Source organism: Streptomyces sp. NPDC045695 (genome assembly GCF_056432025.1).
Genome location: NZ_JBWKJU010000003.1, coordinates 334007 through 348593 on the forward strand (window position 1 = coordinate 334007; position 14587 = coordinate 348593).

A 14587-nucleotide genomic window follows, 5' to 3' on the forward strand; every position below is an offset into this window, starting at 1 on the left:
GCAGGGAGAGGCACGCCGCCACGATCCGTCCGTCCGCGCCCGGACCGGGGTTTCGACGCACCTGGGCCCCGCCTGGGAATCTGCCTTCCACACTCTGATCCCGCCCCAGGGGCCCCGCCCCGTACCCCCCGCCCCTCCGCCCCCCTACATCCGACTCAGCGAAGCCGCCGCGAACAGGACGTCCCGGATGGCCTCGCGGTCGCCGTGTTGGCCGGCCGCCGCTTCCTCCGGGGAGATGTGGCCCGCGGCCAGCTGGCAGAACTCGACGCCGTCCAGGGCGATCTCCGCCACCGTCCGCTCCGGCGACGGCTTCGCCGCCGGAGAGTCCAGCGCGATGTCCCAGCCGCCGCCACCCGCCCCTTCGATCTCCAGGTGCAGGGTCCGCCCCGGCGCGCCCGCCGCGACCAGGCCGCGCGCGGGGGCCGCCAGGCCGTCGCGCCGGCGCTTCGCCAGGGCCTCGGGCAGGAGCCGCGCCGCGAGGTCGATCATCCGGTGCAGGTGGGGGCCGGACGGCGGCTCGTACGGGTAGTCCACCGCCTCCGCGATGTCCCAGGCGTGCACCCAGCACTCGAAGGCGCGCTCCAGGAACGCGTCCGCGAGCGGCAGCGCGAAGTGCCCGTAGTCCACCCTCAGCTCGGCGACGCCCCGGCCCGCGAAGGAGACCGTGCGCACCAGCGTGTGGCCCTGTTCCCGCCACGGCTCGCGGACCTGCCGCGTGGCCGGGTGCGCCGCCGCGTGCCAGAAGTGCTCGGTGCGTACGGTCGGACCGCCCCGCGGCGCGTCCGGCCCCAGCGGGTCGTCCAGCCCCAGCGCGGTGGCGATCAGCCCGTCCACGGTCAGCAGATGGCCGATGACCCCCGCCACCGTGGTCCGCTGCGTCCGGCGCTGTTCCTCCTCGAACCACTTCAGCCGCACCGGGGTGTGCCATTCCGAGTCCCCGAAGTCCTGGAGCAGCGCATCGAGCCGCGCCGTCTCGGTGTCGTACGGACTGGCCCACGCCGGTACCGGGATGCGCGCGGGCCGCTTGCCGAGGCAGTCCTCCAGCACGCGCGAGCGCAGCAGCGGCTTGAGGTCGAGGTTCTCCTCCGGGTGCAGCAGCCCCACGGCGTCGCGCAGCCGCAGCGCCTCCTCCGCGCAGGGCGCGCACTCGGTGAGGTGGTCCTCCACCGCCTGGGTCTCCTCGGCGGAGCAGGCGGCCAGCGCCCACGCGCCGAGCAGGGACTTCAGTACGGCGTGCGAGGGCGGCGCGGGCTGAGCGGACGGCTCGGACAGTTCGGGCAGCTCGGGCAGCTCGGGCACCGCCTTCGGCCACGCCCCGGACATCCCCTCCCACCCCGGCCCCGACGTCCCGTCCGCCCCCGTGGGCAGCGACGTCGGCGCGTGCCCCGGGTCGAGGTCGTCGGCGGCACCGCGAGGACCCGGTATGCGCGGCGCGCCGCGCGGCCGCTCGTATCCGTCGTCGGGTGACTCGGCGGGACCGTTCATCGAGGGGTTCCGTATTCGCGCGGGCCGTAACCGGACTGGGCGGCGTCCTCCTGCGGGAGGGCGTTGGCGGTCGACAGCAACTGGAGCCCGAGCCGCAGCCGGCGGCGCGCCTCGTCCTCGCTGATCCGCAGGTCGGCGGCGGCCTGCCGGTAGTCGCGCCGCTGGAAGTAGGCCAGTTCGAGCGCGGCGCGCAGCGGCGCGGGCATGGAGGTCACGATGTAGTCCGCGCGGGCTGCCGCGTTGGCGCTGCGCACCTTCTGCTCGAGCTCCTCGCGCGAGCCCCGGCCCAGTTCGGCCTGGCGCAGCCGGGCCACCGCCTGCCCCTGGGTGATGCGGGCGACCCAGGAGCGCATGGAGCCCTGCTTGGGGTCGTAGGCGTCCGGATTCTCCCAGATGTAGCCGAAGACCTCGCGGGTGATGCGGTCCGCCGCCTTCTCGTCGCCCAGCACCCGGTGCGCCAGGCTGTGCACGAGCGAGGCGAAGCGGTCGTACAACTCCCCGAGCGCGGCGGCCTCGCCGCGGGCGAGGCGCTGCTGCATGCGGCGGTCCCAGCGCGGTGGTGCGTCCTTCGCCATAAGTGCCCCCAGCCGTGGGCCGTGTGTCGACCCATCGAATGTAGTGGGCACATGACGGTTCGCGCCTGTTTTGGCAGAACCTCGCCCTGGAAGAGCGCCCTGCGTGATAGAGGCGTGGCGGGGTGTGAACGGTGTTACCACCCAGGGCACATGGGGACAGGTGTGCGCGCCCCGCCGCGCTCCCCGTGCGCGGGTTCGATGCGGCCGTCTGCTTGACCACTTCGCTTAACGCTCGGGCCACCTAGGGCTTACGCTCCTGCCTTGTCTTGAATCTGTACCCCACGCACACGTGAAGGCGGAACGCCGAACATGGACAGCGCAGAATACGAGCGCAAGATCGCCGCCCGATTCGCCACCTTCGACCAGGACGGGTCCGGGTATATCGACCGGGAGGACTTCAGCGCGGCCGCGAAGGCCGTCCTGGCCGAATTCGGTACCGCTGCCCGGTCGGACAAGGGCCAGGCCGTCTTCGCGGGCGCCGAGGCGTTCTGGCAGGGAATGGCCGGCATCGCGGACGTCGACGGGGACCAGCGGGTGTCCCGCGAGGAGTTCATCACCGGGGCGGCGAAGCGGCTGCGTGACAACCCGCACCGGTTCGCGGAGATCGCGCGGCCGTTCCTGCGGGCCGTGATCGCGGTGGCGGACGAGGACGGCGCCGGCGCCACCCCGACGGCGGCCGCCCGCGTCCTGCGCGTCCTGGGCACCGCGCCCGAGCTGGCCACCCAGGTGGCCGCGGGCCTGGACCCCGACGGCGACGGCCGCCTCTCGGAGGACGACATCCTGAAGGCGTTCGCGGCGTACTGCGGCGTCGAGGCCCCCGACGCCTGACGGCCGCCGGCCGGCCCGCGGGATCCGACCCGGAACCCGCGGCGGCCGGCTACGCAAGGCCGAGGCTCACCAGGGCCTACGCGAACACCACCGTGCGGGCACCGTTCAGCAGCACGCGGTGCTCGCTGTGCCACTTCACCGCCCGCGCCAGCGCCTGGCACTCCACGTCGCGCCCGATGGCCACCAGCTGGTCGGGGGTGACCTCGTGGCCCACCCGCTCGACCTCCTGCTCGATGATCGGCCCCTCGTCGAGGTTCGCCGTCACGTAATGGGCGGTCGCGCCGATCAGCTTCACACCGCGCGCATGCGCCTGGTGGTACGGCTTCGCGCCCTTGAAGCTCGGCAGGAACGAGTGGTGGATGTTGATGATCCGCCCGCTCAGCTCCTTGCACAGGTTCTCGGACAGCACCTGCATGTACCGGGCCAGCACCACCAGCTCGACGTTCTCGGCGTGCACGAGCTCCAGCAGCTGGGCCTCCGCCGCCGCCTTCGTGTCCTTCGTCACCGGGATGTGCACGAACGGGATGTCGTAGGAGCCGACCAGTTCCGCGAAGTCGGTGTGGTTGGAGACCACGGCCGCGATCTCGACGGGCAGGGCCCCGATCCGCGCGCGGAACAGCAGGTCGTTGAGGCAGTGCCCGAACTTGGACACCATCAGGATGATCCGCATGCGCTCGTCGGAGCGGTGGATCTGCCAGTCCATCCGGAAGGAGTCGCCGATCGCGGCGAAGCTGGCGCGCAGCTTCTCCAGCGTCACGGCGGACTCGGCCTCGAAGTGCACCCGCATGAAGAAGAGCCCGGTTTCCCGGTCTCCGAACTGCTGGCTGTCCACGATGTTGCAGCCGGTCATGAAGAGGTAACTCGACACGGCGTGCACGATGCCCTGCTTGTCGGGGCAGGACACGGTCAGGACGTACTGGGACTGAGGCTCGGTCTGTGGCTGCTGGGCCGGGGCCGAGGACTGGGCCGGGGCCTGGACCGGGGACTGGGCCGGGTCCTTGGCCTGGGACGGGGCCTGGGAATGCGCGTCGCTCATGACCGCACAGCCTTTCACACCGCGCGGGTGAGGATCCTCAGAACGTCCAGCGAGGTCGGCCGGACATCCGGGTCGTCCCCGTCCGCTTCCGCCAGGCGTACGTGCGCCTCGCGCGCGGCGCGCACGGCCTCGGGCCACGCGTGGTGCTCCAGGTAGGCGGAGACGGGGGCGTCGGGGCCGACCTGGTGCATGATCCGCAGCACCCGCAGCACGGCGAGGTCGACGAGGGCCGCCTCCTGCGAGTCGCGGAAGATCGTGCCGACGTACTTCTCGGCCGACCAGCTGTCGAGCCAGGTGTCCTCGACGAGCCGGTACACGGCGTCGGTGACGTCCCCGTACCCTTCGTCGCCGGCCAGCCAGGTGTCCTCGTGGAACGCCGGATCGGAAAGCATGTGCAGCGCCGAGCGCACGTTGCAGCGCCAGCGCCACCAGGGCATGTCGTTGAGGGGCATGCCGCCCATGGTGGAGGAGCGGCCACCGCGTCGGGAAGAGTTCTTCGAACCTTGGGCGAATGTCACGCTTTCGATCGTACGTTCCTGTTCAGCGCGATCTTGAGGCGGCTGCGGACGGCGGCGCCCCCGTAATTCACCGGGGCGTCACCCGATGTTGTGTCCATCTCACTCGACTGTTACCGCTGAAGCGGAATGGTGCATGGACATGACCAACTCGCGACGTTCACCCTCCCTCTCCCGCACCTTCGTGGCCACGGCGATGGGTGCCTGTCTCGTCGCCGGGTGCGGGGTACTCCCCGGAGGCTCGGGGGGCTCCGGGGGGACCATCACCGTCATGACCTTCGCCCCGGAAGGCACCAAAGCGACCAACATGCCGGGAATGATCGGCATGGCCAAGGCGTACGAGCGCTGGGCCAACGCCAAGGGCGGCATCAACGGCCACCGGCTGCGCGTCCTGACCTGCAACGAGAAGAACACGCCCACCGGCGCCGCCGACTGCGCCCGCAAGGCCGTCGCCGAGAAGGCCGTCGCCGTCGTCGGCTCCTACAGCCAGCACGGACGCGCCTTCATGGCCCCGCTGGAGACCGAGGGCATCCCCTTCATCGGCGGCTACGGCCTCTCCGCCGAGGAGTTCCAGTCCCCCCTGTCCTACCCGGTCAACGGCGGCCAGCCCGTCCTCATCGCCGGCGCCGGCCACCAGCTCAGCCGCGCCTGCGACCAGGTCGCCCTGGTCCGCCCCGACACCCTCGCGGGCGACACGCTGCCGGTGCTGCTCAACGCCGGACTGCGTGCCAACAAGATGGCCGACGCCTCCGACATCCGGGCCGCCGAGGACTCCGCGGACTTCGTACCGCAGGCCCGCGAGGCCCTCGCCCACACCACCGGCAGCGGCAAGGAGAAGGAAAAGGAGAAGGGCTGCGTGACCGCCGTCCTCGGCGAGCGCACCGAGACCTTCTTCGACGCCTTCCGCCGCACCGACGCGCAGCGCAGGAAGCCGCAGATCTCCTCGGTCCTCGGCAGCCTCAGCCAGTCCCTGATCGACCGCACGGGCGGCAAGGAGAGCTCCTTCGAGGGCGCGTACGTCACCAGCTGGTACCCGGTGGCCACCGATCCCCTCTGGGAGCCGATGCGGCAGGTCGTCTCCGAGTACGCCTTCGGCGACGACGGGGTCGACCCCGACGACAGCGGGACGCAGACCACGTGGATCGCGTACACCGTCCTGAACGAGGTCCTCAAGCGCGCCAAGGACGGCGAGAGCGTGACCGCGCGCACGGTGAAGCGGTCGCTGAACGAGTCGCAGGCCGTCAAGACCGGCGGCCTCACCCCCGACCTGAGCTGGCGCTACCAGGACATGCGCGCCGTCGCGGGCTTCCCCCGCATCGTCAACGGCCGGGTCAGCTTCCAGGTCGTCCAGTCGGGCCGCCTCGTGGCGCAGCCCGGTGAGGCGCCCCTGGACATGACCCCGACCCTGGAACAGGCCCCACGGGCCGCGTGAGCTACGGCCGACCGGTCACAGCTGCGACTTGTCGCGCTTGGTGAGGCCGTACTTGGCCGCGATCGTGTTCCACATGGCCGCGGCCGACTCCTTGGCCTTCGTCGCCTCCCCGCTCGACTTGTTGCCGTCGGAGGCGTTCTTGGAGGCCTTGGCCTTGCCGTCCTTGCACTTGTCGCCTTCGACGTCCTCGGCCCAGGCGGCGTAGCTGTTGTCCGCGTCCCTGGAGGACTGCCAGGCCTTGGTGAGGGCCGCCGACAGCTTCACGTGGTCCGGGAGCTTGTCCAGCTTCAACTCCTTGAGCCGGGTGACGAGTTCCTCGCGCTGGCGGGCCGCGCTGCGCAGGTCGGAGGCCGCCTGGTCGAGGTTGGCGCAGCTCTTGATGTCCTCCACGGCCTTGATCACCGAGGCCCGGCTGTCGTTGCTGTCCGCGAGGAGCTTGTCCAGCTGGACCGCCTGCGGGCGGGCCGGGTCGACGGGGGCCTCCCCGCCGGGCTGCGCGGAGGCGCCGCTCGCGGTCGGTGTGGCGGGCACCGCGCCGGGGTCGTTGTTCTGCGGCTCCTTGTCACTGAGCAGCGAGCCGACGCCCAGCCCGACGACGGCCAGGCCGATGACGACCGCGGCGATGATCCCGGGCGAGACCCGGCGCCCCGCCTCGGCCTCCACCGGCGGGGGCGGGGGCGGTGCGTACTGCTGCTGCGGGTACGGCTGCGGCTGCTGGTGCCGGGGTGGTACGGGGCCCTGCGCGCGCGACGGGTAGGGGCGCGGCGGCGGCTGGCGCAGCACGGGCTCCTGGACGGGCGGCAGGTGCTGCGTGTGCCCGGCGGCGTCGTCGCTGCGGAACAGCCCGTCGAAGTCCTCGGGCACGGCCGGGACGGGCGCGATGAACTGCGTGGCCGCCTCCTCGTGCGGGGCGGCGGGGCCGGCGGGGACGGGCGGGATGAACTGGGTCGCGGCCTCGTCGTGAGGGGCAGCCGGGGCGGCGGGGACGGGCGCGATGAACTGCGTGGCCACCTCCTCGTGCGGGGCGGCGGGGTCGGCCGGGACGGGCGGGATGTACTGGGTGACGGCCTCGGGCAGCGGCGGGTAGCCGTAGCCGTGCGGATCCCCCGGCCCCTCGTACCCCGGCCCCACCACGTGCCCGGACACCTCCTGCGGATACCCGTACGCGGGCCGGCCGGGCTGCGGTGGCTGCGGCTGCTCCGGGTACGCCTGATGCCCGGACGCCGGGTCCGGACCCCACGGGGCACCCGGCTGGGGCGCACCCCCTCGTCCGCTCTGCGACACCGGGACTCCTTCTGCGTTAGCCCGAACGTATGGAACCGTCCGGATCACGCTACCCGGTCACCCCCCACCCCCGTCAGCCACTCCAGCCCAAGCCGACCCGACGATCCAGCCCCGCCGCACACATTCAGCCCCGCCGGCGTTCGAGGCGCGGGGTCCGGGGCGGCGCCCCGCTGTTTCAGCCCCGTCGGCGTTTGAGGCGCGGGGCCCGGGGCGGCGCACCGCTGTTTCAGCCCCGCCGGCGTTTGAGGCGCGGGGTCCGGGGCGGCGCCCCGTTCTTTCAGCCCCGCCGGCGTTCGAGGCGCGGGGCCCGGGGCGGCGCCCCGCTGTTTCAGCCCCGCCGGCGTTTGAGGCGCGGGGCCCGGGGCGGCGCCCCGCTGTTTCAGCCCCGCCGGCGTTTGAGGCGCGGGGCCCGGGGCGGCGCACCGGCAGCGGACCGGCACGGGCACGTCAACGGCGGCCAGCGAAACGGCGGCGACCAGCCGTTACGCGGCCCTCGCGTCCAGCCGCGCCCCGAACTCCCGCACCGCCGCCTCCTCCCGGTAGGGATCCAGCCGCGCCCGGAAGTCCTCCAGATACTCCGCGCCCCGGTTCGAGCGGAGCCCCTCCAGCAGGTCCGCCGCCTTCGTCGCGGTCTGGCAGGCCTGTTCCACCTCCCGCTGCTGCACCTGCGCCGCCGCCAGCAGCAGCAGCCCGATCGCCCGGCGGCGCTCCTTGCCCGCGGGCAGGCCCCGTAGCGCTTCCTCCGCCCGCCTGCCCGCCGCCTCCGCCTGACCCAGGTCGCGGTGGCAGTGGGCCAGCTCGTCCGCGAGGTACGCCTCGTCGAAGTGGCGGATCCACACCGGGTCGTCGCCCGACTCCGGCTCGGCCCGCTCCAGCGCGCTCACCGCCCGCGCGGACAGCACCGCCGTCGCCCGGCCGTCCCCCAGCAGCGCGTGCCCGCGCGCCTCGGCGGCGTAGAACATGGCCTCGACCCGCGGCGTGACCTGCCCGCGCGTCCCCTCCTGCGCGGCCCGCGCCAGCTGCGCGATCTCCCGCGGGTTGCCGAGCTCGGCGGCGAGGTGGCTCATGGACGCCGCGAGCACATAGCCCCCGTACGCACGGTCGCCCGCCGCCTGGGCCAGGCGCAGCGCCTGGATGTAGTAGCGCTGCGCGAGCCCCGGCTGGCCGGTGTCCACCGCCATGTAGCCCGCCAGCTCCGTCAGCCGGGCCACGGCCGCGAACAGCGCCCGCCCCACCGGCTCCCGGTACGAGCCGCCGATCAGCCCGGACACCACCGAGTTGAGGTAGTGCACGACCACCGGCCGGACGTGCCCGCTGCCGAAGCGGTGGTCGAGTTCCTTGAGCGCTTCGGTGGTCGCCCGGACCGCCTCGACGTCCGGCGTGCCGACGCGCGAGCCGCCGCTGCGGGCCACCTGCGCATCGGCCCCCGTGATCAGCCAGTCGCGGCTCGGCTCGACGAGCGCGGAGGCGGCCACGCTGGATCCGGCGAGGAAGTCGCGCCGGCCGACGTCGCTGCGCCACAGCTCGCAGACCTGCTCGATCGCGCCGATGACGGTCGGTGAGAACTGCAGGCCGACGCCGGAGGCGAGGTTCTTGCCGTTGGCCATGCCGATCTCGTCGATGGTGACGGTCCGGCCGAGTTTGCGCCCGATCGCCTCGGCGATGATGCCGGGGGCCCGGCCGCGCGGCTGCTGGCCGCGCAGCCAGCGCGCCACGGAGGTCTTGTCGTAACGGAGATCGAGGCCGTGTTCGGCCCCGCACATGTTCACGCGCCGGGCGAGCCCGGCGTTGGAGCACCCGGCTTCCTGGATGAGCGCCTGCAGCCGTTCGTTCGGCTGGCGGGCGACGAGAGGCCTGGCTGCCATGAAAACCCCCTGTGGCCGCGGGTGATCGCTGGAATGATCACTTCCCGCCTGATGTGCGGAGAATCTTCCGCTCTGCGTCGTGTCGCTACCCAACTGCAGCGCCCCGGGCTCCTACGCGCCCCCACGCGTGCATCAGTGCGCCCCGCATGCAGGATCGATGCAGCGCCCACCGGCCGGTTTACGGCCGTAACTCCGGGTGACCCGGGGAGTTGTGATGGGCGTGGAAGAGACCATCGGAGTCACGGAGACCGCACCCATCCCCAAGCAGCGCGGCGAACTGCTGCTGGACCATGCCGTGCGGTACGCGGAAGAACGGCACTGGGATGTCTTCGCCGGCACCTGGTTGGAGGCCGGTGACGGCCGGGAACTGTGCTCCTGCGGGGTGGCGGACTGCCCGGTGCCCGGCGCGCACCCGACGGTGAAGGACTGGGCGGCGCAGGCCACCGGGAGCGCGGTGCAGGTGCGGCGGATCTGGGCGAAGCACCCCACGGCCTCGATCCTGCTCCCGACGGGCCGGACGTTCGACGCGCTGGACGTGCCGGAGTCGGCGGGCTTCCTGGCGCTGGCGCGGCTGGAGCGGATGCAGCGCACCCTGGGACCGGTCACCCTCACGCCCGACCACCGGATGCTGTTCTTCGTCCTGCCGGGCGCCGGCGTCAAGGTGGCGGACCTCGTGCGCAAGCTGGGCTGGGCGCCGACCGGCCTGGACCTGCTCGCGCGCGGCGAGGGCGAGTACGTGGCGGCCCCGCCCACCCGCTTCGGCGGTCGGGGCGCCGTGCAGTGGGCGCGGCGGCCCACACCGGCGAACCGGTGGCTGCCGGACACGGAGGAGCTGATCGACGCGCTGGCGTACGCGTGCGGGAGCGAGGCGGCGGCGGACCGCAAGCGGCGCCAGGCCTGACCGGTGGCTGACGGCCGGTGACAGGTGGCCGGCCGGTGACAGGTGACCGGAAACTCATGACATACGTAATGCTCAGGCCTCTTCCCCGCCTCCTATCGTGAGGAAGGAACGACCAACGGGGATGTCACGAGAGGCAGGCGCATGCCGGACCAGGGCGATGCGACGGGTGGAACGTACGGGACGGGTGGCGCGCGAACCGCGCCGTCCGCCGTGCGGGTGGAAGGTCTGTGGAAGCGCTTCGGCGAGCAGGTGGCCGTCGCCGGGATCGACGTGGAGCTGCCCGCGGGCAAGTTCATCGGTCTGGTGGGCCCGAACGGGGCGGGCAAGACGACGACGCTGTCGATGGTGACCGGGCTGCTGCGCCCGGACATGGGACGGGTGTTCGTCGCCGGGCACGACGTGTGGGCGGACCCGACGGTGGTGAAGTCGCGGATCGGCGTGCTGCCGGAGGGGCTGCGGCTCTTCGAGCGGCTGTCGGGGCGTGAACTGCTCGGCTACATGGGCCGCTTGCGCGGGCTACCGGGCGAGGAGACCGACAAGCGGGCGACGCAGCTGCTGGAGGTCCTGGACCTCGCGGGCTCGCAGCACAAGCTGGTGGTGGACTACTCGACGGGCATGCGGAAGAAGATCGGCCTGGCGGCCGCTCTGCTGCACAATCCCGAAGTGCTGTTCCTGGACGAGCCGTTCGAGGGCGTCGACCCGGTGTCGGCGCAGACCATCCGCGGGGTGCTGGAACGTTACACCGCGTCCGGTGCCACGGTCGTCTTCTCCTCCCACGTGATGGAGCTCGTCGAGTCGCTCTGCGACTGGGTGGCCGTGATGGCCGCCGGCCGGATCCGCGCCGCGGGCCCGCTGGCCGACGTGCGGGGCTCCGCGCCCTCCCTCCAGGCCGCCTTCCTCGAACTGGTCGGCGCGCACGGACGCGACGCGGCCGGGGACTCGCTGGAGTGGCTCGGCGGGGGCTCGATCGGCGGCGGCTCCGGGACGGTCGCGCGATGACCACGCCCGCCGCCACGCCCTCGCCCTCGCCCGCCGCAACGGCGGGCGCCGCACGAGCCACGCCCGCTCCCGCTCCCGCTCCCGCGCCCCGGGCCGCCCCGGTCCCGCTCACCCGGATCTTCGTCGGCCTCAAGCTGGCGCTGCTGCGCAACGGGCTCAAGGGCTCCTCGAAGCGCAAGGCCGTCTACTTCACCACGCTGGCCTTCGCCCTGCTGGTCGGCTTCTTCGTCACGCTCGGTCTGTCCCTGCTGCACGGCAACGCCCACGCGGGCACCGTCGTCGTGCTGCTGGCCGCGATCCTGGCGCTCGGCTGGACCTTCATGCCGCTGTTCTTCCCCACCGGGGACGAGACGCTCGACCCGAGCCGGCTGGTCATGCTGCCGCTGCGGCCGCGGCCCCTCGTTCGGGCCCTGCTCGCCTCCTCGCTCGTCGGCATCGGGCCGCTCTTCACGCTGTGCCTGGCGGTCGGCTCGGTGGTGGCCGTCGCGCGCGGCGCGGCCGGCGCGGTGGCCGCGGTGGTGGCCGCACCCCTCCTGGTGCTCGGCTGCGTGACCCTCGCGCGGGCGGTGGCCACGGCCAACGTGCGGCTGCTGACCAGCCGCAAGGGGCGTGACCTCGCCCTGCTCAGCGGCCTGCTGATCGCGGTGGGCGCACAGCTGGCCAACTTCGCCAGTCAGCGCCTGTTCGAGACCGGCGGCCTGAGCCGGCTGGAGCCGGTGGAGGCGGTGGTGCGGTGGCTGCCGCCGGCGACCGCCGTCGGCATGGTGGACTCGGCGAGCGAGGGCGCGTACGGCGTCGCGGCCGCCCAACTGGCCTTGACCCTCGCGGCCCTGGCCGGGCTCCTGTGGTTCTGGGAGCGCAGCCTGACCAAGCTGATGGTCACACCGGACGGTTCGACCATCGCGGCGGCCACACCGGCCAAGGACCGCGGCGCGGGCGGCGTCTGGTCGCTGCTGCCGGCCGGCCGGACGGGCGCGGTCATGCAGCGCACCCTGCGCTACGTCGTGCGCGACCCGAAGACGAAGGCCTCGTGGGTGACCGCGCTGGCGGTCGGTCTCATCGTGCCGGTCTTCAACGCCCTCCAGGGCACGGGGTCCGTCTATCTCGCCTGTTTCGGCGCGGGCATGCTCGGCGTCCAGATGTACAACCAGTTCGGGCAGGACACCTCGGCGTTCTGGATGGTCGCGCAGACCATCTCGACGCGGCGGGACGCCTACGTGGAACTGCGCGCGCGTGCGGCTGCGCTGGCCCTGGTCACGGTCCCGTACACGGTCCTCGTCTCGGTGGTGACGGCCGCCGTGATCGGCGAGTGGCACTCCTTCCCCGCGGCCCTGGGCCTGTCCCTGGCCCTGCTGGGGTCGATGCTCTGCACCGGGGCCGTGGCCTCGGCCCGCTTCCCGTACTCCATCCCGTCGGACGGCGCCTTCAAGAACGTGGCGCCGGGCCAGGCCGGGCTCGCGTGGGCGGGCATCTTCGCCGGGCTGTTCGCCTCGTCGGTGATCTGCGCCCCGGTGATCGTGCTGGCGGTCTGGCTCAACACCGGCGCCCACCAGGACGTTTCCTGGATCCTGCTCCCGCTGGGCGCGGCCTGGGGCGCCCTGGCCACCTGGTGCGGCCTGCGTCTGGCCGCCCCGACGGTGGCACGCAAGCTCCCGGAGATCCTGCTGGCCGTGAGCAAGGGCTGAGGCGCCGGCTCCCCGGCCCCGTCACGGGGCTGCGGCGCCCGGCCCCCGTCACGGGGCTGTGGCGCCCGGCCTCGTCACGGCGCTGCGGCTCGGACTCCTTCCAGGAAGGGCTCCAGGGCCGCGCGCCAGGCCGCCGGCTGGTCGTAGTGGAGGTAGTGGCCGGCGTCGGGGATCTCCGCATACTGGCCGGCCGGGAGGACGCGGACCATCTCCTGGGCCTCGGCGCGGCCGAGGTCGCCGTCCAGGCCGCGGACGACCAGGGTCGGGCACCGGACCTGGGCCAGCTCCTCCCAGTGCGCGTCGTGGACCCAGGTCTCGCGGGCCGTCAGCATCTGGCGGCGGGAGAACACGGGGCGCCAGCCGTCAGCGGCCTCGTACATCACCTCGGCGAAGAAGGCGCCGCGGCCCGGGTCGGGGCGCTCCACCCGGGGGTCCTCCTCGCCGAACCAGCGGCGGGCCGCGTCCTGGCTGGGGAAGGGCAGCGGCCAGCGGTGGAACCAGTCCGCCCACTCCTGCTGGGAGGTTTCCCCGAGGGCGGAGGCGCGCATGTCGCAGATGACCAGGGCTTCGACCAGGTCGGGGCGGCGGGCGGCGAGCTGCCAGGCGGTGAGGGCGCCCATGGAGTGGCCGATGAGGGTGACGGGGGCGAGGCCGAGCTGCTCGATGGTGGCCTCGGCGTCGGCGACGAACGCCTCGCGGCTCAGGGCGGTGGGCAGGGCGGGACCGGCGGGCGGGCGGTCGCTCTGGCCGTGTCCGCGCTGGTCCAGGGCCACGACGCGGCGGTGCTCGCGGAGCCAGCGGGCGGTGCCGCTCCAGTGGAGGGCGCGGCCCATCAAGCCGTGCAGTAACAGCACCGCGGGGCGGGCGTCGGGCTCGGCGCCGGGCTGGGCGGCCGGTTCGCGGAACTCCCAGGCGGCCAGGCGCACGCCTTCGGCCCCTGTCACATCGACGCGCTCTACCACCGCAGATGCACCCCCTTCGCTCCCCGCCAGACTATCGAACCCGCATTCGAAAACGGGGTTCTGGCCTACAACACCGCTCTTTCGAGTGACCTTCCTCAAGGATTGGCGGCCGCTGCCGATGGAGATCCTTTCAACAGGGAGGCGGGCCGCTCGGGGAAGACGGTCCGAAGGGGACGACCTTGAGAGCTCGGGGCTCCAGGTCACCAGGGGAGGACCGGTCCCGGCGCCGCGAGGCGCCGGGACCGCCCCACCACAGTCCCCTTACAGGCGGGCCGACGCGGGCGTCAGCGCTTCGCCACGAACACGTGCGAGGCGACCTCCGCGTCCAGCTCGGCGGCCTCGCCGCCACTGCCCACCAGCACACCCCCGGGAGACTCGGTCACGCTCACCACCGCACCGGGCTGCACACCCGCGCGCCGCAGCGTGTACATCAGCTGGGCATCCGTCTGGATCGGCTCCCCGATCCGGCGCACGACCACCGTCTTGCCCTCGGTGCCCGGGTCGAGCTCCGACAGGCTGACCATGCCGTCCTCCAGGAACGGATCGGCCTCGGCCTTCTCGCCCAGCTCCTCCAGCCCGGGGATCGGATTCCCGTACGGCGACTCCGTCGGGTGGCGCAGCAGCTCCAGCACCCGCCGCTCCACCGCCTCGCTCATCACGTGCTCCCAGCGGCAGGCCTCGGCGTGCACGTGCTCCCACTCCAGGCCGATGACGTCGACGAGCAGACACTCCGCGAGCCGGTGCTTGCGCATCACGCGCGTCGCCAGCCGCCGCCCCTCCTCCGTCAGCTCCAGGTGCCGGTCGCTGGCGACGCCCACCAGGCCGTCGCGCTCCATGCGTGCCACCGTCTGGCTCACCGTCGGTCCGCTCTGGTCGAGCCGTTCGGCGATGCGGGCGCGCATCGGGACCACACCTTCCTCTTCCAGCTCAAGGATGGTGCGGAGATACATCTCCGTGGTATCGATCAGTCCGGACATTCATGCCCCTCGGATAGCGTGCGCTGGCCCTGCCCCCAATTCT

13 protein-coding genes are annotated in these 14587 nt (G+C 73.0%); 5 read left to right on the forward strand and 8 right to left on the reverse strand.

What is annotated here, in order from left to right; all coding sequences use genetic code 11:
- Positions 1–144: 144 nt before the first annotated feature.
- On the reverse strand, positions 145–1485 hold the full coding sequence (locus AC07DU_RS07840; protein WP_479110215.1) for a zf-HC2 domain-containing protein: 1341 nt from the start codon (positions 1483–1485) through the stop codon (positions 145–147).
- Positions 1482–2060, reverse strand: a complete 579-nt coding sequence (locus tag AC07DU_RS07845) for a sigma-70 family RNA polymerase sigma factor (protein WP_360898533.1) — start codon at positions 2058–2060, stop codon at positions 1482–1484. The genes AC07DU_RS07840 and AC07DU_RS07845 overlap by 4 nt, the downstream gene beginning before the upstream one ends.
- 309 nt (positions 2061–2369) lie before the next feature.
- Between AC07DU_RS07845 and AC07DU_RS07850 the strand changes: the two genes are divergently transcribed.
- Positions 2370–2888 carry an EF-hand domain-containing protein gene (locus AC07DU_RS07850; RefSeq protein ID WP_360898535.1) on the forward strand — a complete coding sequence of 173 codons (519 nt, stop codon included), beginning with the start codon at positions 2370–2372 and terminating at the stop codon, positions 2886–2888.
- A 76-nt stretch (positions 2889–2964) separates the two neighbouring features.
- Here AC07DU_RS07850 and purU read toward each other — a convergent pair whose 3' ends face one another.
- Both purU and AC07DU_RS07860 read right to left on the reverse strand, forming a co-directional pair.
- Positions 2965–3924, reverse strand: a complete 960-nt coding sequence (purU, locus tag AC07DU_RS07855) for a formyltetrahydrofolate deformylase (RefSeq protein WP_479110217.1) — start codon at positions 3922–3924, stop codon at positions 2965–2967.
- Positions 3925–3938: 14 nt separating this feature from the next.
- Positions 3939–4385 carry an SCO4402 family protein gene (locus tag AC07DU_RS07860; protein ID WP_360898623.1) on the reverse strand — a complete coding sequence of 149 codons (447 nt, stop codon included), beginning with the start codon at positions 4383–4385 and terminating at the stop codon, positions 3939–3941.
- Between the two features lie 196 nt (positions 4386–4581).
- Here AC07DU_RS07860 and AC07DU_RS07865 point away from each other — a divergent pair, with 196 nt between their 5' ends.
- Positions 4582–5871 (forward strand): ABC transporter substrate-binding protein, encoded by a 1290-nt coding sequence (locus AC07DU_RS07865; protein ID WP_479028859.1) that lies wholly within the window; start codon positions 4582–4584, stop codon positions 5869–5871.
- A gap of 15 nt (positions 5872–5886) precedes the next feature.
- Here the strand turns inward: AC07DU_RS07865 and AC07DU_RS07870 are convergent, their stop codons facing one another.
- Positions 5887–7155, reverse strand: a complete 1269-nt coding sequence (locus AC07DU_RS07870) for a ferritin family protein (RefSeq protein ID WP_479110219.1) — start codon at positions 7153–7155, stop codon at positions 5887–5889.
- Positions 7156–7637: 482 nt separating this feature from the next.
- Positions 7638–9020 carry a transcriptional regulator gene (locus AC07DU_RS07875; RefSeq protein ID WP_479110221.1) on the reverse strand — a complete coding sequence of 461 codons (1383 nt, stop codon included), beginning with the start codon at positions 9018–9020 and terminating at the stop codon, positions 7638–7640.
- Positions 9021–9234: 214 nt separating this feature from the next.
- On the opposite strand from AC07DU_RS07875, the gene AC07DU_RS07880 reads away from it, so the two are divergent.
- From AC07DU_RS07880 to AC07DU_RS07890, 3 genes are all read left to right on the forward strand, one after another.
- Positions 9235–9921, forward strand: coding sequence for a bifunctional DNA primase/polymerase (locus AC07DU_RS07880; protein WP_479110223.1), 687 nt, complete (start codon positions 9235–9237; stop codon positions 9919–9921).
- A 141-nt stretch (positions 9922–10062) separates the two neighbouring features.
- Positions 10063–10920, forward strand: a complete 858-nt coding sequence (locus tag AC07DU_RS07885; RefSeq protein ID WP_479110225.1) for an ABC transporter ATP-binding protein — start codon at positions 10063–10065, stop codon at positions 10918–10920.
- Positions 10917–12605 (forward strand): transporter, encoded by a 1689-nt coding sequence (locus AC07DU_RS07890; protein WP_479110227.1) that lies wholly within the window; start codon positions 10917–10919, stop codon positions 12603–12605. The genes AC07DU_RS07885 and AC07DU_RS07890 overlap by 4 nt, the downstream gene beginning before the upstream one ends.
- A 74-nt stretch (positions 12606–12679) precedes the next feature.
- Here AC07DU_RS07890 and AC07DU_RS07895 read toward each other — a convergent pair whose 3' ends face one another.
- Both AC07DU_RS07895 and AC07DU_RS07900 read right to left on the reverse strand, forming a co-directional pair.
- A complete protein-coding gene (locus AC07DU_RS07895; RefSeq protein WP_479110229.1) occupies positions 12680–13567 on the reverse strand; it encodes an alpha/beta fold hydrolase in 888 nt (295 codons plus the stop codon).
- Positions 13568–13851: 284 nt separating this feature from the next.
- Positions 13852–14544 (reverse strand): iron-dependent transcriptional repressor DtxR, encoded by a 693-nt coding sequence (locus AC07DU_RS07900; protein ID WP_360898551.1) that lies wholly within the window; start codon positions 14542–14544, stop codon positions 13852–13854.
- Between the last annotated feature and the right edge of the window lie 43 nt (positions 14545–14587).